Origin of the sequence: Shinella sp. (assembly GCF_049651085.1) — a bacterium.
Lineage (GTDB): Bacteria > Pseudomonadota > Alphaproteobacteria > Rhizobiales > Rhizobiaceae > Shinella.
The window spans coordinates 255,898-274,949 of the sequence record NZ_JBASBL010000021.1; the positions used below are offsets into that span (position 1 = coordinate 255,898).

16 protein-coding genes and 1 riboswitch are annotated in these 19,052 nt (G+C 63.8%); of the genes, 7 read left to right on the forward strand and 9 right to left on the reverse strand.

Annotated elements, in window-relative coordinates; all coding sequences use genetic code 11:
- Window positions 1–2: 2 nt before the first annotated feature.
- Entirely contained in the window at window positions 3–1,217 is a 1,215-nt protein-coding gene (locus WA950_RS13755; protein ID WP_424552258.1) for an ABC transporter permease, read from the reverse strand.
- A gap of 68 nt (window positions 1,218–1,285) precedes the next feature.
- On the opposite strand from WA950_RS13755, the gene dgcA reads away from it, so the two are divergent.
- Window positions 1,286–2,269, forward strand: coding sequence for an N-acetyl-D-Glu racemase DgcA (gene dgcA / locus WA950_RS13760; RefSeq protein WP_424552259.1), 984 nt, complete (start codon window positions 1,286–1,288; stop codon window positions 2,267–2,269).
- Here dgcA and WA950_RS13765 read toward each other — a convergent pair.
- Together WA950_RS13765 and WA950_RS13770 are read right to left on the reverse strand one after the other, a co-directional pair.
- On the reverse strand, window positions 2,239–3,453 hold the full coding sequence (locus tag WA950_RS13765; protein WP_424552260.1) for an MFS transporter: 1,215 nt from the start codon (window positions 3,451–3,453) through the stop codon (window positions 2,239–2,241). The genes dgcA and WA950_RS13765 overlap by 31 nt on opposite strands.
- 100 nt (window positions 3,454–3,553) lie before the next feature.
- On the reverse strand, window positions 3,554–4,399 hold the full coding sequence (locus WA950_RS13770) for a UDP-2,3-diacylglucosamine diphosphatase (protein WP_424552261.1): 846 nt from the start codon (window positions 4,397–4,399) through the stop codon (window positions 3,554–3,556).
- A gap of 237 nt (window positions 4,400–4,636) precedes the next feature.
- On the opposite strand from WA950_RS13770, the gene WA950_RS13775 reads away from it, so the two are divergent.
- On the forward strand, window positions 4,637–6,949 hold the full coding sequence (locus WA950_RS13775; protein WP_424552262.1) for an NADP-dependent malic enzyme: 2,313 nt from the start codon (window positions 4,637–4,639) through the stop codon (window positions 6,947–6,949).
- A gap of 14 nt (window positions 6,950–6,963) precedes the next feature.
- Here the strand turns inward: WA950_RS13775 and WA950_RS13780 are convergent, their stop codons facing one another.
- On the reverse strand, window positions 6,964–7,326 hold the full coding sequence (locus tag WA950_RS13780) for a winged helix-turn-helix transcriptional regulator (RefSeq protein ID WP_424552263.1): 363 nt from the start codon (window positions 7,324–7,326) through the stop codon (window positions 6,964–6,966).
- A gap of 109 nt (window positions 7,327–7,435) precedes the next feature.
- On the opposite strand from WA950_RS13780, the gene WA950_RS13785 reads away from it, so the two are divergent.
- The gene (locus tag WA950_RS13785) at window positions 7,436–8,143 is read left to right on the forward strand and encodes a glutathione S-transferase family protein (protein WP_424552264.1); all 708 of its coding nucleotides are present in this window, start codon (window positions 7,436–7,438) and stop codon (window positions 8,141–8,143) included.
- A 26-nt stretch (window positions 8,144–8,169) separates the two neighbouring features.
- On the opposite strand, the gene WA950_RS13790 is transcribed toward WA950_RS13785, so the two are convergent.
- Entirely contained in the window at window positions 8,170–9,756 is a 1,587-nt protein-coding gene (locus WA950_RS13790; RefSeq protein ID WP_424552265.1) for an ABC-F family ATP-binding cassette domain-containing protein, read from the reverse strand.
- 249 nt (window positions 9,757–10,005) lie between these two features.
- Between WA950_RS13790 and WA950_RS13795 the strand changes: the two genes are divergently transcribed.
- Entirely contained in the window at window positions 10,006–11,118 is a 1,113-nt protein-coding gene (locus WA950_RS13795) for a DUF2865 domain-containing protein (RefSeq protein ID WP_424552266.1), read from the forward strand.
- Here the strand turns inward: WA950_RS13795 and bluB are convergent.
- The 4 genes from bluB to WA950_RS13815 form a co-directional block, all read right to left on the reverse strand.
- Window positions 11,111–11,809: a 5,6-dimethylbenzimidazole synthase gene (gene bluB, locus WA950_RS13800; RefSeq protein WP_424552267.1), complete on the reverse strand. Its 699-nt coding sequence runs from the start codon at window positions 11,807–11,809 to the stop codon at window positions 11,111–11,113. The genes WA950_RS13795 and bluB overlap by 8 nt on opposite strands.
- A 46-nt stretch (window positions 11,810–11,855) precedes the next feature.
- Window positions 11,856–12,073, reverse strand: a riboswitch (cobalamin riboswitch).
- Between the two features lie 54 nt (window positions 12,074–12,127).
- The gene (locus WA950_RS13805) at window positions 12,128–13,636 is read right to left on the reverse strand and encodes a diguanylate cyclase domain-containing protein (RefSeq protein WP_424552268.1); all 1,509 of its coding nucleotides are present in this window, start codon (window positions 13,634–13,636) and stop codon (window positions 12,128–12,130) included.
- A 172-nt stretch (window positions 13,637–13,808) separates the two neighbouring features.
- Window positions 13,809–15,488, reverse strand: coding sequence for an NAD+ synthase (locus WA950_RS13810; protein ID WP_424552269.1), 1,680 nt, complete (start codon window positions 15,486–15,488; stop codon window positions 13,809–13,811).
- A gap of 81 nt (window positions 15,489–15,569) precedes the next feature.
- Window positions 15,570–15,827 carry a hypothetical protein gene (locus WA950_RS13815; protein WP_424552270.1) on the reverse strand — a complete coding sequence of 86 codons (258 nt, stop codon included), beginning with the start codon at window positions 15,825–15,827 and terminating at the stop codon, window positions 15,570–15,572.
- Here WA950_RS13815 and WA950_RS13820 point away from each other — a divergent pair.
- The 3 genes from WA950_RS13820 (at window position 15,817) to WA950_RS13830 (ending at window position 19,052) form a co-directional block, all read left to right on the forward strand.
- Complete coding sequence (locus tag WA950_RS13820; RefSeq protein WP_424552271.1) at window positions 15,817–17,715, forward strand: LTA synthase family protein; 1,899 nt, start codon at window positions 15,817–15,819, stop codon at window positions 17,713–17,715. The genes WA950_RS13815 and WA950_RS13820 overlap by 11 nt on opposite strands.
- A 45-nt stretch (window positions 17,716–17,760) precedes the next feature.
- Window positions 17,761–18,291: a DUF1003 domain-containing protein gene (locus WA950_RS13825; RefSeq protein ID WP_424552272.1), complete on the forward strand. Its 531-nt coding sequence runs from the start codon at window positions 17,761–17,763 to the stop codon at window positions 18,289–18,291.
- Window positions 18,292–18,629: 338 nt separating this feature from the next.
- Window positions 18,630–19,052, forward strand: a complete 423-nt coding sequence (locus tag WA950_RS13830) for a TadE/TadG family type IV pilus assembly protein (RefSeq protein WP_424552273.1) — start codon at window positions 18,630–18,632, stop codon at window positions 19,050–19,052.

A 19,052-nucleotide genomic window follows, 5' to 3' on the forward strand; every position in this document is an offset into this window, starting at 1 on the left:
CCCTAGAAATTGATCGCGGCGTAGAACATGGCGAAGAGGCCATCGACAAGGATGACCACGAAAATCGCCTTCACCACGGCGGCGGTCACGTGACGGCCGAGCGATTCGGCGCTGCCGCCGACCTTGAGACCCTCCACCGCCGCTACGATGCCGATGATCAGCGCCATGAACGGCGCCTTGATCATGCCCGAGACCACAGTCGACAGATCGATCGCCTCGCGAAGGCGCGCGAGATAGGTATCCAGCGTGATGCCGGAATAGGACCAGGCGACGAAAGCCGCGCCTGTCAGCGCCGCGAAGTTTGCGATGATCGTCAGCAGCGGCAGCGCGACCGTCAGCGCCACGAGGCGCGGAAAGACCAGGACGCCGATGGGGCTGAGGCCCATGACCTTCAGCGCATCGATTTCCTCGCGCATCTTCATCGAGCCGATTTCGGCGGTGATGGCGCTTCCCGAGCGGCCCGCGATCATGATGGCGGTGAGCAGAACGCCGATCTCGCGCAATTGCAGGATGCCGACGAGGTCGACGACGAAGACTTCCGCACCGAAATAGCGAAGCTGGAACGCGCCCTGCTGGGCAATGATCGCACCAATAAGGAAGGACATCAGCACAATGATCGGCACGGCGCGCACGCCCATGTGGTCGATCTGGTGCACGATCGCCGCCGGCGACACGCCGCTCTTGCGCCCGAGCTTCAGCTGCGCGCCGCGCACCGCCGAGCCGAGGATGAACATCGCCGCGACCGCATCGTTCCAGACGTCGGCCATGACTCGCCCGACCGGGGCGAAGATGCGCTCGAAGAGCGAAAGCTTCTCGGCCTTGTCGCCGCTCGGGTCGGGAAGTTTTTCCGGCAGCGCGGCGATCAGATCGGCATAGCGCGCACCCTGCCGATCCGTGATGCTCACCTGCGCGCCACCGGCCTGCCGCTCGGTAATCGCGCGGCGCAGCAGCCAGGCGCCAGCCGTATCCATCTCGGAAACGTCGCTGAGGTCGATTTCAAGGATGCCGCCGCGCCCGCCCGCAATTGCGGACAACCGCTTGCTCGCGCCCACGGCTGTCGTATTCCCCCATTGACCGGAGAGACGCCAGATCTCCCCATCCTTGCCGGGCAGGCTTTCGATCGCGATTTCGGCTGTGGGGATGGTGGCTGCAGTCAAGCTCTTGCATCTTCCCGTGCTTGGGACAACATGCGCCTGTCTTACCGGCTCGCCGGCCATCTGTCACCGAACGAACGGCCAAAACCTTATCTCCACCCCGCAATTTTAAGGCCCGTCAGGATCATCCCATGCGCCGTACCCTCCAAGCCGCCGCCGAAAGCTTCCCGATTGCCGGCGCGTTCACCATTTCGCGCGGCGCCAAGACGACAGCCGAGGTGGTCACCTGCACGATATCGACCTCGGGCATGATCGGTCGCGGCGAATGCGTGCCTTACGCCCGCTACGGCGAATCGGTGCCGGGCGTGCTGTCCGCCATCGAGGACATGCGCGGTATGATCGAAGACGGCATCGGCCGCGAGGACCTTGCCCGCCAGATGCCGGCCGGCGCCGCCCGCAATGCCCTCGATTGCGCGCTCTGGGATCTGGAAGCCAAGCTCTCCGGCATACCGACCTGGCAGGTCATCAGCCGGGACGCGCCGCAAAAGCTCGTCACCGCCTATACGCTCTCGCTCGGCGAACCGGAGGCCATGCAGCGCCAGGCGGCGGAACATGCATGGCGGCCCCTGCTGAAGGTCAAGGTCGGGACGCAGGACGACGCCGCCCGCATTCGCGCCGTTCGCGCCGGTGCGCCCCAAAGCGCCATCATCCTCGACGCCAACGAGGGCTGGACGCCGGACAACCTTGCCCATCACTTTGCGCTCTGCGCCGAGGCGCGCATCGCGCTCGTCGAGCAGCCGCTTCCGGCGGGCAACGACGCGGCGCTGCGCGATCATGCACGGCCGATCCCTGTCTGTGCGGACGAGAGCGTGCACCGCACGCAGGACATTGCCAAGCTCGCCGACCGCTACGATGCGATCAATATCAAGCTCGACAAGGCCGGCGGCCTGACGGAAGCGCTGGCGCTGCGCGAGGCGGCCCGCGAGCACGGCCTCAGGATCATGGTCGGCTGCATGGTCGGTACGTCGCTCGGCATGGCGCCGGCCGTGCTTCTGGCGCAGGGCGCCGATTTCGTCGATCTCGATGGCCCGCTGCTGCTGGCCCGCGACCGGGAGCCGGGCCTTCACTACAAGGGATCGGACGTCTATCCGCCGGAAGCCGCCCTCTGGGGCTGAGCGGCAGCACTCGGGGCAACCAACCGCCCGGCAACGACGCAGACAAGGCCCGCGGCCGCAACGACCGACATCAGGTAGAAGCCATCGACGCCGTACCAGCTATAGGCATAGCCGGAGGCAAAGGTGGCGATCGCCGTGAAAATGCCCATGTAGAAGAAATACAACCCCTGCGCCGCCGCCTCCTGCTCTTCCGCGACCCGTTCGACAAGGCGGCTCTGCACGCTGATATGGATGATCGCATAGGTGAAGGCATGCAGGCACTGCAAGGCAAGATAGCCCGAGAATCCCATATCCATCGGAAACAGTATCCAGCGTCCCACCGCTATGGTGCTGCCGAAGACCATCATGGACCAGAGATTGAAGCGTCTGCGCAGCTGGACGGCAAAAACGAACATCACCACCTCGGCGAGAACCCCTGCGCTCCAGAGAATGCCGACATCCGTGCCGCTGAACCCCATCTTCTGCCAATGGATAGCCGAGAAGGCGTAGTACATCGAATGGCTGGCGCTGACGAGTGAAACGCCGATCAGCATGAGTTGCACGTCCCGTTGCCGCAAGGTGCTCTTTCCCGGCACATGCGCGATCGCGGCGATCGGCGACGGCCGTCGGGGCTTGCCGATCTTCGGCGTGATCAGCGCCCCGATCACGGTCAGCACGAAGGCCGCCGTCAATGCCGGCAGCACCATCGCCCCGCCATAGAACCCGGCAAGCCAGCCGCCGATCATGGTCGCCAGAATGAAGGCGAGCGAGCCCCACAGGCGCATCTTTCCATAGTCGAAGTTCCAGCGTCGCACGCCGGACAGCATGATCGCCTCGGTGATCGGCACATAGGGCGAGTAGACGGCGCCCTGCAGCGTGTAGAGCAGGAGAATGGGCCAGAAGGACCCGGTGGCGAACAAGGCCACCGTGGTCAGCAGCGACAGCAGGCCCGACCAGAGCAGGACGATCGAGCGCTCGCCCATCCGGTCGGCGATCACGCCCGCCACGGGTGCGGTGAAGACGCGCACGAACATCGGCAATGCGAGCACGATGCCGATCTGGAAATCGCTCATCGAAAGCGTTTCGAGCCAGATGGGAAAGAACGGGAGCGCGATGCCGTTGACCATCATCGGCGCGCAGAAAACAAGAGCGATGCGCGCGGCGAAGAACGGCGGCGCACCGGTGGTCACGGAAGGGGCAGTCATGGCGGGGAACCTGCATTGGAACACCTTCGGCTCTAGCACGCCGATGTACGTACGCCAATGCGCTATTTCTGCGGGTGTCCGCCGCGACGCGTGACCGGGCTCAGGCGGCCTCCGCCTCAGCGGGCTTGCGGGTGTCGATGGCGAGCATCTGGCGCGAGACGGGCAGCACCTCCGCCGGCACCGCCGCGACCTTCTGCCAGGTGATGAGTTCCATCTTCCCGTCATGGTGCTCGGCGATCGCCGTGCAGCTTTCCACCCAGTCGCCGCTGTTGATGTAGCGGATGCCGTCGATCTCGGTGATGACGGCATGGTGGATGTGGCCGCAGATAACGCCGTCGGCATTGTTGCGCCGCGCCTCTTCGACGACCACGCGCTGGAATTCGCCGATGAAGTTGACGGCCGATTTCACCTGCTGCTTGGCCCAGGCCGAGAACGACCAGTATGGCAGGCCGAGCTTGCGGCGAATGGCGGCAAAGAACACGTTGATGGCGATGGCCGCGTCATAGGCCCAGTCGCCGAGATAGGCGACGACGCGGGCGTGACGCACCACGACATCGAATTCATCGCCATGCAGCACGAGGTAGCGCTTGCCGTCGGCCGCTTCGTGGATGATGCGTTCGGCCACCTCGACGCCGCCGAAATGCGTGCCGGGGAAATCGCGGAGGAATTCGTCATGGTTGCCGGGAATATAGATGATGCGCGTCCCCTTGCGCGCCTTGCGCAAAAGCTTCTGCGTGACGTCGTTGAAGGCCTGCGGCCAGTACCAGTTGCGCTTCAGCCGCCAGCCATCGACGATGTCGCCCACGAGCACGATCGTCTCGGCTTCATGATGCCGCAGGAAGTCGATCAGAAAATCGGCCTTGGCGGCTTTCGATCCCAGATGCACATCCGAGATGAAGAGCGTGCGGAAGTTGCGGACATTCGGGTCAACGGGGGTCGCGGTCATGCGTTTGTCTCCGGGTGGCCTGCCGCCGCACTCCTCGCCGGAACGAGGCGGCTTTCATCCCGTTGAAAACCAGAGTCCTGTTTCAAATTGATGACACACCTATGCAATAACCGCCCACAAATAGGCATTGCACAGGCCGCTGATTGCGGCTTTATGGATGACTCCGGGAAACTTATCGCAGCGGCGGATTTGTGCAACGAAGAGCCGCAACGAAAACAGCATATGGCAGGAAACAATATGAGCACGGGTGACAAACCGCGGACACAGAACGGCCCTTCAAGCGGCGACATCGACCAGCAGGCCCTCTTCTTCCACCGTCACCCCCGCCCCGGCAAGCTTGAGATCAACCCGACCAAGCCGCTCGGCAACCAGCGCGACCTCGCGCTCGCCTATTCGCCGGGCGTCGCCGCTCCCTGCCTTGCCATCCGCGACGATCCGGCCACGGCCGCCGACTATACGGCGCGCGCCAACCTCGTCGCCGTCGTCTCGAACGGCACCGCCGTTCTCGGGCTCGGCAATATCGGTCCGCTGGCTTCCAAGCCGGTGATGGAAGGCAAGGCCGTCCTCTTCAAGAAATTCGCCGGCATCGATGTGTTCGACATCGAGATCGACGCGCTGACCGTCGACGAGATGGTCAATGTCGTCTCCGCGCTGGAGCCGACATTCGGCGGCATCAACCTTGAGGACATCAAGGCTCCTGAATGCTTCGAGGTCGAGCGCCAGCTGCGCGAAAAGATGGACATCCCCGTCTTCCACGACGACCAGCACGGCACGGCGATCATCGTCGCGGCCGCGGTGCTGAACGGCCTGGAGCTGGCCGGCAAGTCTCTCGAGGACGCGAAGATCATCGCTTCGGGCGCCGGCGCCGCCGCGCTTGCCTGCCTCAACCAGCTCGTCGTTCTCGGCGCGAAGGTCGAGAACATCTGGGTGCACGACATCGAGGGCGTCGTCTACAAGGGTCGCGAAGTGCTGATGGACCAGTGGAAGGCCATCTATGCGCAGGAGACGGACAAGCGCCAGCTTTCCGAAACCATCGATGGCGCCGACGTGTTCCTCGGCCTTTCGGCCGCCGGCGTGCTGAAGCCGGAGCTTCTCACCCGCATGGCGGAGAAGCCCTTGATCCTGGCGCTCGCCAACCCGACGCCGGAAATCATGCCGGAAGAGGCGCGTGCCGCCCGCCCGGACGCAATGATCTGCACCGGCCGCTCGGATTTCCCGAACCAGGTCAACAACGTCCTGTGCTTCCCCTACATCTTCCGCGGCGCGCTCGATTGCGGCGCGCGCACGATCAACGAGGAGATGAAGATGGCCGCGGTGCGCGCCATCGCATCGCTCGCCCGTGAAGAGGTTTCGGAAGTCGCGGCGCGCGCCTATTCCGGCGATACGCCGAGTTTCGGCCCGAACTACCTGATCCCCTCACCCTTCGACCAGCGCCTCATCCTGCGCATCGCGCCGGCCGTGGCCCGCGCAGCGGCGGAAACGGGTGTCGCCTCGCGCCCGATCACTGATTTCGACGCCTATCTCGACCAGCTCAACCGCTTCGTCTGGCGTTCGGGCTTCATCATGAAGCCTATCTTCGCCGCAGCGAAGAAGGCCGAGAAGAAACGCGTCATCTTTGCCGAAGGCGAGGACGAGCGCGTGTTGCGCGCCGCCCAGGTGCTGCTGGAAGAAGAGATCGCCAAGCCGATCCTCATCGGTCGCCCGCAGATCATCGAAGCGCGCCTGCAGCGATACGGCCTGCGCGTACGGCCGGATGTGGATTTCGAGATTGTGAACCCGGAAGGCGACCCGCGCTACCGCGACTATGTGGATGACTATTTCCGCATCGTCGGCCGCAAGGGCGTCATTCCCGAAGCCGCCCGCACCATCGTGCGCACGAACCAGACCGTCATCGGCGCCCTCGCGCTCAAGCGCGGCGAGGCCGATGCCCTGATCTGCGGCGTGGAAGGCCGCTATGCCAAGCACCTGCGCGACGTCAGCCAGATCATCGGCAAGAAGGAAGGCGTGCTCGATTTCTCCGCGCTCAGCCTCCTGATCTCGCAGCGCGGTGCAACCTTCTTCACCGATACCTACGTGACGATGACACCTACGGCCGAGGAAGTCGCACAGATGACCATCATGGCCGCGAGAGAAATCCGCCGTTTCGGCATCACGCCGCGCGCCGCCCTCGTCTCTCACTCCAACTTCGGCTCGCGCGATTCAGACAGCAGCTTCAAGATGCGCAGGGCGATGGAACTGGTGCGCGAGATGGATCCGTCCCTGGAGGCGGATGGCGAAATGCATGGCGATTCGGCTATTTCCGAGGCGCTGCGCCAGCGCGTCATGCCCGACTCGACTTTGTCAGGCGAAGCCAACCTGCTGGTCTTCCCGAACCTCGATGCCGCCAACATCACGCTCGGCGTGGTCAAGACCATGACGGACAGTCTGCATGTCGGCCCGATCCTGCTCGGCGCCGCCATGCCTGCCCATATCCTGTCGCCGTCGGTCACCTCGCGTGGCGTCGTCAACATGGCGGCGCTGGCGGTCGTGGAAGCGTCCTACCCGACCTGACCCGTTCTGCAGCCCTACAATACGGCCGCCTCTTTGGCGGCCGTTTTCGTTCGCGGTGCCGGATGCGCCGTATCTATCGCCTCCCACCAGTCGCCAAGTGCGTCGATCAGCGGAACGACCGACAGACCGGCGGGCGTAAGGTCGTATTCCACCCGTAGCGGATATCCCTCGAAAACGGTGCGCCGGACGATGCCGGCCCTCTCCAGCTTGCGCAGCTCCAGAGCCAGGATGCGATGCGAAACGGTAGGGTTATCGCGTCGCAGATCGCTGAACCGCTTCGTGCCGTCCTTCAGATAATAGATCAGCAGTGTCGGCCATCGGCCACCGATCACCTGCATCGCCTCTTCGATCGGGCAGCGAGAAACGAGGTCTTTCATGACGGGCTCCGCGTGGTGACAAAAATGTGCGTAATTTACATGGGGAGAGGCAAGGCTTAGGTCCAGTGTCGCTGCGCAGCGTGGTCAACAGAAATCACGGAGAAGAACATTGGAACCGATCCTCATCTATGGCTTCCCGGCCGGAAGCTCCATGGGACTTGTCGCTGCGCTTGAATGGCTGGGAAAGCCCTATCGCCTCTGCCGCGTCGACATGCTGGGCGAAATGCGCGAACCCGCCTATGCCCGCCTCAATGCCCGACACGAGACGCCGGCGCTCGTTACCGACGACGGCCGGCTCATCACCGAAACCATGGCAATCGGCCATTGGTTTGCCGCCCGCGATACAGAACGGCGCATCAGCTTCGATCCGAGCTCACCTGCGGCCGACCGCATGGTCCAGCTCATGGCCTATCTCAACACCGGCTTCACCGGCGCCTTCAGCCCGCTCTGGTCGGCGCTCGAAATGGAGACGCCGGATCCGGTGCTGCAGGACGCCCTGCGGCGCTGGGGCCGCGAGGCCGTCATCGAGCGGCATGACAAGCTGGAGGCCATGTTGGGCGAGACGCCCTATCTCGCCGGCGACCGCCCGACGCTGGCGGACGGGGTCCTCATCGGCGTCGCCCGCTGGCTCGACTATCATGAGGTGGCCCCGGCGGATCGTTGGCCGCGCATAGCGGCGATCCGCCGCCGGCTCGAAGCCGACCCCGGCGTGCGCTTCGCCACGGCGCTCGAAAACGGCGAGACGCCCAAGGGCTCCGGCGCCTTCAAGGGCCATGTGCCGCTTGCCGATGTCATCGAGCGTTTCGGCAGCGCATGAGAGGAAGGCCGGGTCCTCCGGCCTTCCTACCCCGCCACCAGCGCCAGCCTCCGCGTGATGCCGACCGCCTCCAGAAACGGCTCGTCATGGCTGACGACGAGGAGCGCGCCGTCATAGGCGCGCAGCCCCGCCTCCACCGCCTCGATGGATGCGATGTCCAGATGGTTCGTCGGCTCGTCGAGAATGAGGAGCGGCGGCGGGATGGCGCCACCGAGCACCGCAGCAAGGCCGGCGCGCAGGAGTTGCCCGCCGCTGAGACTGCCAACGATCTGTAGCGCCGCATCCGCCCTGAACATGAAACGCGCCAGCGCCGCGCGGCAGGCATTCTCGTCCGCCTCCGGATTGATCCGCCGGAAATTGTCGCGGATCGAGAGCGCTGGATCGAGCAGGCTGACGCGCTGGTCGAGCATGGCAAGATCGGTGAAGAGCCGGACGCTTCCCCGCCAGGGCTGCAACTGGCCGGTAACGAGTGAAAGGAACGTCGTCTTGCCCGAGCCGTTCGGCCCCGTCACCGCCACGCGCTCGGGTCCGGTCAGTGCGAAGGAAAGATCGCGGATGACGGGCCGATCCGGCAGATAGCCGGCTGTCACGCCGTCCAACCTCAGCACCATCCTGCCGGCGGGAAGATGCGTTGGCGGCACTGCGACGGTCAGCGGCTGGAGGATTTCGATGCGCTCGCGCGCTGCCGTCATCGCCTCGGCTGCCTGTCCCTGCCGGCTTTCGGCCAACCTTGCCTGGTCTCCGCCCGTCAGCTCGCTGCGCTCCTTCATTGCCCCCAGCATGATGCGCGGAATGTCGCCCCGCGCCCTCTTCCGGCGACCGGCGCTGTCCTTGCGCGCCTTTCGCTCGGCGATCATCTGCATGGTGCGCGCGACTTCAGCGGCATGCTTTTCCGCATCCGCAAGATCGCGGTGCGCTGCGGCAAGCTCCAGCGCCTTGCGCGCGCGGTAGGCGCTCCAGTTGCCGCCATAACGCGTCGCGCCGAGCGTCGTCAGCTCGACGATCGCGTCCATGGTCTCGAGCAGCTCGCGGTCATGGCTGACGACGATGGCGCCCGCCCGCCAGCCGGAGAGCATGTCGATGACCGCCCGTCGCCCGTCCCGGTCGAGATTGTTCGTCGGCTCGTCGAGCAGCAGGAAATCCGGCTCGCGGAAGATGAGCGCCGCCAGCGCTGCCCGCGTGCGCTGGCCGCCGGAGAGCGAGGAAAGCGGCGTGTCCGGCTCCGCCGCCAGCCCGACGCGGGCGAGCGCCGTGGCAAGCCTTGCCTCCAGCGTCCAGTCGGCCTCTGCAAGCTCGTCGGCAGCGGCCTCGCCGCGTTCGGCACGAGCGAGCAGCGCAAGCGCCTCGACAATACCGAAGACGCTGGCAACGGTTTCTTCCGGCGCAACCTGCACGCTCTGGCGCAGAAGGCCGAGCGTGCCGTCGGCCGTGACTGTTCCCCCCTGCGGAACGAGATCACCCGTGACGAGCCTCAGCAGCGTCGTCTTGCCGACGCCGTTGCGTCCGACAAGGCCGGCGCGCTCGGAGCCGAAGGTCAGGTCGAGATTTGAAAGAAGCGTGTGCCCGTCAGGCGTGGACCACGTGATTTTGGAAAGCGTGATGGAATGCGGCATGGATACGGATTTCCCCGATGACAAAACGAAGTCGATTTGTGGTCGGGTTGAAATCCATTGCGCACCATCCGGTCGGCATTGACGATGGCGCATATCTAGTCCCGGACGGCGACGGTTGCAAGGCAAGCGCCGGCCGACGCGTTAATCACAAATGCGGGATAGCGTTGCGCTCGCCCCGTCGCGGCCTATGATAAAGGCCATGAAACCGGCTCAGGGCCGGCTGTTCCAGACTTTCAGGGATCGAGGGATTTGCAAGGACGCATCCGTCTCTTTTTTGCCATTGCAACCAGCCTGCCGCTCCTCCTGTCGGCTGGAACGGCGGCGGCGAATATGTGCGCGCGTCTCCAGAGCGAACTGGCGAACCTGCCCAAAGTGGTGGTCGATACGGCCAGCGCCCGCAAATATGCCGGCGCGATAGCCCGCCAGAACATCCAGTTGCGCAAGGCCAGGAGCGACCAGCGCCGTCTCGGCTGCTCCAGCGGCAGCATCATCGTCATCGGCGGCGCCAATGCCGATGCCTGCGCAACGCTCACCTCCGTCGTCGGCAAGATGGAGCGAAACCTCCAGATTCTCGACAAGAAGCGCCGTGAACTGGCCGGCGGCGTGTCCTCCCAGGGCCGCCGCAACACGCTTCTCGCCGCGCTGGAAACGAATGGCTGCAACCAGCAGCCGCAGGTCATGCCGGCCGCCGCCACCGAAACCCTGCGCTCGCTGGACGAGACGCGCACGCTGCCGCTCGGCACGACGCCGGATGGCAGTGACCGGTTGCAACTGCGTTCGCTTGGCGGCAATTCCGGGTATGGCAATCTGCGCACCGTCTGCGTGCGCACCTGCGACGGCGGCTTCTTCCCGATTTCATCGGGCGCCACGCCACTCGATTTTCGCCGCGACCAGAAGGTCTGCGCGATGATGTGCCCGCAAACCGACACCGAGCTGTTCTACCAGTCGATGACCAACGGCCAGGAAACGGAGCAGATGACCTCCACGGTCACCGGCCGTCCCTATTTCGAATTGGCCAACGCGTTCTCCTATCGCACGCGCGACCGTTCCAAGCAGGATGCCTGCGGCTGCAACCTCTCCGCCTATTATCAGGAAATGATCAAGCGCGAGAAGGCCGCCAAGGGCGAGAGCACGCAGACGGCCAGCACCGGCGAGACCGGCGGTGAAGACAACGGCTCGGTCACCACCATCCGCACCCTGCCGGACAAGGATGTGAAGGGCGAGGTCAGGACACCCGCCAGGATCGAGGACCGCGTCTACGATCCGGCCAGGAGCAAGGTGCGCACGGTCGGGCCGCTCTTCCTGCCGGAAAATTCATCCGCCATCGATCTCGGCCGTCCGGCCGATGCCGGCGTCAACTGACGTCCACCGCGCTTTCGGGCCAGCGCTCCTCGAACACCAGCTCTTCCAGCGGCAGGCGCTGCCGCCAGCCCTTCACCGCCAGTTCCGGCTCGCCATAGAGCCGGTCGACGAAGCCGACGCAGAGCCAGGCGACGATCTCGACATGCTGCGGGATGCCAAGGATTCGGCGGATGTCGCTGTCGTGGAAGATGCTGACCCAGCCGACGCCCACCCCTTCGGCGCGCGCCGCAAGCCAGAGGTTCTGCACCGCGCAGACCGTGGAATAGACGTCCATGCGCGGATTGTGCGTGCGGCCCAGCACCACCGCGCCGCCGCGCGTCGGGTCGCAGGTCACGCAGATCGAAAGCGGCGCCTTCAGGATGCCTTCGAGCTTCAGCGCCCGATACTGCGCCTGCCGCTCGCCGTCGAACATCTCCGCCGCCTCGGCATTGGCCTTCAGGAACGCGGCATGCACCGCGTGCCTTGTTTCCTCGCGGCGCACCAGCAGGAAATTCCACGGCTGCATGAACCCGACCGACGGCGCGCTATGGGCGGCCTGCAGCAGACGGCGGACGAGATCGTCCGGCAGGGGTTCGGGCAGGAACTGGTCGCGCACGTCGCGGCGCGTCTCGATGGCGCGGTAGACGGCCTGCCTCTCCTCATGCGGAAAGGCGCCGGCCCGGACCAGATGGTCCAACGGTTCGGTTCGCATCGTCATCTCCCCAACAATGCGTACAACCTGCCGCCGTCCGCGCGGGCTCGGTCTATCTTGCCAGGCCGGTCTTCTGACTTCGGGTCGCGCGGCGCGCACCTGCCTTCCCGGTTGAACAACCAGTGGCAAAAGCCTGAATCGATTCAGGCTTTCATGGCGCAAGCCATCCCCGTCACAGCGTTGGGCACGTTCCGGACCTGGGATTTCGCCCGCACCGGATTCCCGATTCTCCCGCAAGCGGGCACCTGACGAACGGATATGCGCATGGCTTTGCGGTGCGTTCAAGCCCGCCCCCGCCCTGCGCCTGTGTATCGACGGTCAGGCTGCACGGACGGCACCGGTTTGGGCCGCGTCCATGCCCGCGAGATCACCGGCATGGACGGCGCGGTTGCGCCCGCCATTCTTGGCCGCATAGAGCGCGGCATCGGCCATCAACATGACATCGTGCACCGATTTTCCATGTTGCGGGAACAGCGCCACGCCGGCGCTGCCGTCGATCACAAGAAGCTGCCCGTCATAGGCGATGGGAAGCCTCGTATCGAGCAGAAGGTTGCCGGCGAGCTCCATCAATTCCTCGCGGCCGTGCTTCCCGGTCAGCAGCACGGAGAATTCGTCGCCGCCCAGCCGCGCCACGCAACCGCGCGACCCGATGCGCTCCGAAAAGCGACGGGCGACGGTTTCCAGCACGGCATCGCCAGCGGCATGGCCGTGCCGGTCGTTGACGGCCTTGAACTTGTCCAGATCGATCGCAAGGATCGCGAAGGGACTGCCCTTGCCGACCGCGCGGGTGACCTCCTCGTCGAAGCCGCTGCGGTTCTTCACGCCCGTCAGCCGGTCATGCCGCGCCAGGAACGCATTGTCTGCCTCGCTACGCTGGAGCGCCCTGACAAGCGCGGAAAAGCGCAGCGACACGAAAAGCATCACCCCGGCAAAGACCAGCACGAACATCGCGATCTGCGGAAGCGCCGAACGCCAGACGAAGGTGCCGGGCATGTTCGGCCGCCAGGAAGCGACCATCGGATTGTAGGTGTCCGCGCCGACCGGCGTCATCACCAGTCCGGGCTCCTGCGTGACGATCGGGGTAAAGCCGAGATCGTGCAAGCCGAACCGCTGCTCTGCGCTCGCCAGCATCTTCTGCGAGACGGGTTTCACCGTGATCAGCAGCGTCGGCTCGTAGCGGTTGGCGGGAATGTACAGCGTCTTCGGGATGACGGTCTGAACGACGACGATGCTCATCACCCGATCGATCAGCCGCATGCCGGAGACATGGATTCCCGGAAGCGCCGGCGTCAGGAGGTCCGTATCCTCCTTTGCGCCCGCGACCTGAAAGCCGCCGCGATCGGGCGACAGCGCCTTGTAATAGGCGCGTTCGGCCTTGCGGGTCAGGTCACTCACCCAGTGCAATTTTTCGCGTGCGCGGCGCTCGGAAACCTTCTGGCCACGATGCACGCCGAGAATCCTCTCGCCGTCCGACGAGGTGAAGATCATCCAGGAGAAACCGAAATCCGACCACATCCAGTCGCGCAGCTCGTCGCGCACGAAAGCGTCCCCCGGCATGCCGTCGGCCAGCTCGGCGAAACTCTTGTCCCAGAAGGAAAGCTGGCTCTGGTACTGCACCACCTGGTCGATCTGGTGGCTGAAGTCGTTGCGGACAAGCGTGCGCTCGGTTTCGGCGGCAAAACTGTCGGCCCGCTCGATCGCGTAGTCGAGAACCAGATAGTTGGCGGCTCCGAACGACAGGACGATCAGCAGGGCCGCCGCCCGGATTGCCACGCCGAAACCATGTCGCCGCGTCGCGCGGCCCTCTTGCGCCTTGCCCGTCATCATGCCTCTGCCTGTCCCCCACCCGGTTTTCCCAGGCATTGTTGAAGGGACGCTAGATGACAGAACGCAAAATTCGTTTAAGCAGCCTGGTGAGCGAAAGCTTAATGCGATGGGCGCAGAACAGGCCCATCGCCATGATCCGGCACCCCGCATCCATCGGCCGGGCAGACACTCCCTACCCCCGGTCGCGATACCGGTTGGTGATCGGGTAGCGCCGGTCGCGGCCGAAATTCTTCTTGGTGATCTTCACCCCGGGCGCCGACTGGCGACGCTTGTATTCGGCGATGTAGAGCAGGTGTTCGATGCGGTGCACCGTCGCCGCATCATGGCCGCGCGCGACGATTTCTTCCGTGCTCATCTCCAGCTCGACAAGGCATTCGAGAATATCGTCGAGAACCGGATAGGGCGGCAGCGAATCCTGATCGGTCTGGTTGGGGCGCAGTTCCGCGGACGGCGCCTTGTCGATGATGTTCTTCGGGATCACCTCGCCGCTCGGCCCGAGCGCGCCCGGCGGCACATGCGCGTTGCGCCAGCGCGAGATCCCATAGACCTGCATCTTGTAGAGGTCCTTGATCGGATTGAAGCCGCCGTTCATGTCGCCATAGAGCGTCGCGTAGCCGACGGACATTTCCGACTTGTTGCCGGTCGTGACGACCATCGAGCCGAACTTGTTGGACACCGCCATAAGGATCGTGCCGCGCGCGCGGCTTTGCAGGTTCTCTTCCGTGATCCCCTCTTCCGTGCCTTCGAAAAGCTCGGAGAGCGAGGACAGGAAGCCGGTCACCGGCGCCTCGATCGGCACGATGTCGTAGCGGCAGCCGAGAGCCTTGGCGCAATCGGCGGCGTCCTTCAATGAATCCTTCGACGTATAGCGGTAGGGCAGCATGATGCAGCGCACCCGCTCCTCGCCCAGCGCATCGACGGCAATGGCCGCGCAGATCGCCGAATCGATGCCGCCGGACAGGCCGAGCACCACATTCTTGAAGCCGTTCTTGTTGACGTAGTCACGGAAACCGAGAAGGCACGCACGATAGTCCGCCTCTTCCTTCTCCGGAATGCGCGACATCGGCCCGCCGTCGCAGACCCAGCCCTCGCCATTCTTCTTCCAGGTGGTGAGCGCCATGGTCTCCTCGAACTGGCTCATCTGGAAGGCCAGCGCCTTGTCCGCATTGAAGGCGAAGCTTGCGCCGTCGAAGACGAGTTCGTCCTGACCGCCGAGCTGGTTGGCATAGAGCAGCGGCAGGCCCGTCTCGATAACCTGTTTCAGGGCGACCTGATGGCGGATATCGACCTTGCCGCGATAGTAGGGCGAACCGTTCGGCGACAGCAGGATTTCCGCCCCGCTTTCGGCAAGCGTCTCGCAGACGCCGAGGTCGCCCCAGATGTCCTCGCAGATCGGAATGCCAAGGCGCACGCCGCGGAAATTGACGGGGCCGGGCATGGCGCCCTGATCGAAGACGCGCTTTTCATCGAACTCGCCATAATTGGGCAGGTCCACCTTGTCGCGCACCGCGACGACCTTGCCCGCATCGAGCACGGCGACGGCGTTGTAGCGGCCCGTCTCGTCCTGCCGCGGAAAACCGATGATGATGCCGGGTCCGCCATCGGCCGTGTCCGCGGCGAGATCGTCGATCGCCCGGCGGCAGGCATTCAGGAAGGCGGGCTTCAGCACGAGGTCTTCCGGCGGATAGCCGGAGATGAAGAGTTCTGTCAAAAGCAGAAGGTCTGCGCCCTGGCGGGCTGCGTCCTGGCGGGCGGCGCGCGCCTTGGCAAGGTTGCCGGTCACGTCTCCGACGGTCGGGTTCAATTGCGCGACGGCGATGCGCAGCGTCGTCTTTTCAGTCTGGGAAGTCATGTCTGCGGACCCGTTTCCTCATGGTGTCCGATGCTACGGCCGCGCACGGCTGCCCGCACTCTCGAACGGTCGCTACACCCTTTAGAGCATGGCAGGCGCTTTGGGAATGAACCGCACGGCGATTGCCCGCGCTTTTGTCAGGAAACCCTCTTCTTTCAGTGCGTTCGGAGTGACATTGCCGCAATGCGACAGATGCGCCCAAAGCGGGGGAAGGATGCTGAAGAAACCATTCATCTTCTGTTCAAGATGACATCCGTATGACAGATGAACGACAGTTTTATGAAGTTTGGAGACGGCATTGGCCTTGTTCACTCCTGCAGCCGTGGCGATGGATACCACCGAAAGGCTTGCCGTCGAGGCAGGCTTTTTCGCGCGCCATGCCAAGGCTCTTGCCGTCCTGCGTTCGCTTGCCGTTTCCGGCCTTCTTGCGCTGGCCACCGTGATCGTCATCGAATGGATCACCCGCGGCTCGCTGCAGCAGACTTATGCCTACCTGACCAGCCTCCAGCGCCCCGGTTGGACCACGACGGGCGTGTTCTTCCTGCTCTATCTCTCAATCGACGCGCTGATCGGCCGTCAGCACAAGGCCGTGCTGCTCGTGTCGCCGCTCGTCATGCTGATGGGCGTCATCTCGCAGCAGAAGCAGGTCTTCCTCACCGATCCGCTCTATCCGACGGATCTGCTGTTCGGCCGCCAGATCATCGAGCTGATGCCGGTGCTGGTGCAGGACCGGCCCTGGACGGCAGCGGCTCTGGCGCTTGCCATCATCGGCGGCGTCGTGGGCCTCATCAGCCTCTGGGTCTTCGCCTGGCGCCGTTTCCGGCCGCTGACGAAGAAGGAACGCCTGGCGCGCCTGGCCATTGCGCTGCCGCTGCTCGCCAGCTTTGCCTCCGTCATGGATTACAACGAGTTCTCCTGGATCCGCGACCGGTTGAAAATCTTCCCGATCATCTGGGACCAGGCGGAAAACTATCGCCACAACGGCTTTGTCATGGCCTTCGCCATCAACCTGCCAATGGCCAATGTGCAGGCCCCGTCGGGCTACATGGTCGACGCCATCGACAAGATTCCGTCAAAGCCCCTGCCGGCCGGAACGACGCATCGCTCCAAGCCCGACGTCATCGTCGTCATGAGCGAATCGCTGTGGGATCCGACGCGCATAAAGAGCGTGAAGCTGTCGCCCGATCCGATGCCGGTCATCCGCGAAAGCCAGAGCGGCAACGTCTTCTCGCCGGAATTCGGCGGCCTTACCGCGAATGTCGAATTCGAGGCGCTGACAGGCTTTTCCAACGCCTTCCTGCCGACCGGGAGCATTCCCTACCAGCAATATGTGCGCAAGCCGATCCCCTCGCTTGCCACCTTCTTCCGGGCGGAAGGCTACACGGCGCGCGCCATCCATCCGTTCTCCGGCTGGTTCTGGAACCGCACGAGCGTCTACAAGGCTTTCGGCTTCGAGACCTTCAAGGACGTCGACAAGATGCCGCCGCTCGCAAAACGCGGCAACTTCACCTCGGACGAGGCGCTGACCAAGGAAATCATCCGGCAGGCGGACATGCAGGAAGACCCGTTCTTCTTCTTCACCGTCACCCTGCAGGGTCACGGTCCCTATGACGACGGCCGCTACAAGAAGACCGGCGTGACCATCGACGGCAAGCTCGACGCACGCGACAACCGCATGCTCGCAAGCTACGCCGAAGGCGTCAAGGAAGCCGACAAGAGCCTGAAGATGCTGATGGACTGGGCCAGGGAGCGCGACCGCGAGACGATCATCGTCGTCTTCGGCGACCACCTGCCGCCGCTCAACACGGTCTACAAGAATTCCGGCTACATGCCGGGCATCACCGCCACCCGCAAGGGCACGCCCGAGCAGATGAAGGATCAGCACGAGACACCGCTCGTCATCTGGTCGAACAAGACCGGCGCCGAGAAGGACCTCGGCACGATCAGTCCGGCGTTCCTGTCCTACCACATCCTCAAGGAAGCGGGCTACGAGCACCCCTACTACACCGGCTTCCTCGGCGCGGTGCATGACAAGCTGCGCGTCATCGACCGCTACATGCTGATCGACGCCAAGGGCGAGGCGACGGCCGACTGGGCGCGCAAGAAGACGATCGACCCGCTGGTGCGCGACTTCCGCTTCCTGCAGCACGACATCATGTTCGGCAAGCAGTACGGGCTGGAACGCTTCTTCGAGTCCCATGCGGATCTGATGTCGGCAGGCTACTGATTTTCGCCTAGGCTAGGGCTCCCATTCCCACTGCGGAGCCCGGCCATGAAACCGTTCGAAGACGCTGCCCAGATCCTCTTCGGCAAACCTGCCAGCGATCTCGACGAGACCGAGCGCGACGTGCTGCTGCATTCCCACGAAGGCCGCATCCTTTCCGAGGACAGGAACGTCGCCTTCCAGTCGAAGCAATCCGCCGGCGAGCGTATTGCCGACGCCATCGCCCGTGTCGGCGGCTCCTGGGCCTTCATCACCGGATTCATCGCCTTCCTTGTCGTCTGGACGCTCGCCAACACGATCCTGCTGACGAAGGATGCCTTCGACCCCTACCCCTTCATCTTCCTCAACCTCGTACTCTCCATGATCGCCGCCCTTCAGGCGCCGATCATCATGATGTCGCAGAACCGTCAGGCGACCCGCGACCGCTTCGAGGCCTCCAAGGACTACGAGGTCAATCTGAAGGCAGAGATCGAGCTGATGGCGCTGCACCACAAGATCGACACGCATCTCATCGGAGAGATTGCCGCCTTGAAGATGGAAGTGCTCCAGCTGCGTGAGGCACTACGTCAGAAGGAATAATAAACACAACCAAAGATAGAAAAGCGCAACATATTTATCATTGCGCCAGGTTTCCACTGTGGATGGAAACCATCGGTTAACCATACGCAAGACCAGCATGCCGGTCGTTCCGTTGCGTCAGGATCACATAGAAACAAGCCGCTACCCTTTGAAAACAAACCGGAAAATAGAGTCTGTATATCAGAAAACACTAAATTCCGTCATGTCGACAAGACCTTGGTGCTATTGGCAAACGTCAATCTACAGAAGAAATTAATATTTTAAGTGCACCATATACGTGCATTCCCATTTTGGAAGCACGAAAGCCTTATCACGAGGCAGTCGTCGGAGGAGGTGTCATGCGCACTCTTGCCCACCTGTCAAAAGATCGACGCGGAACGTCCGCTCTCGAATTCGCGATCATCGCCCCGCTTTTCTTTCTCGTCCTCTTCACGCTGATCGCCTACGGCATCTATCTTTCCGTCACCCATTCGGTGCAGCAGATCGCTGCCGATGCGGCGCGCACGGCGGTGGCCGGTCTCAACCCGGCGGAACGCGTGACACTGGTCAACCGCTATCTCGACGCCTCCCGTCTCGACTATTCCTTCATCAAGCGGGCGAAGATGCAGGTCGTCGTCACCGACGATCCCCGCAATCCGGACCAGTTCACTGTGGCGATCTCCTACGATTCCAGCGACCTTCCCATCTGGAAGCTCTTCACCTTCGCCCTGCCGCACGAGAAGATCGAGCGCTTCGCCACAGTGCGCGTCGGGGGGCTCTGA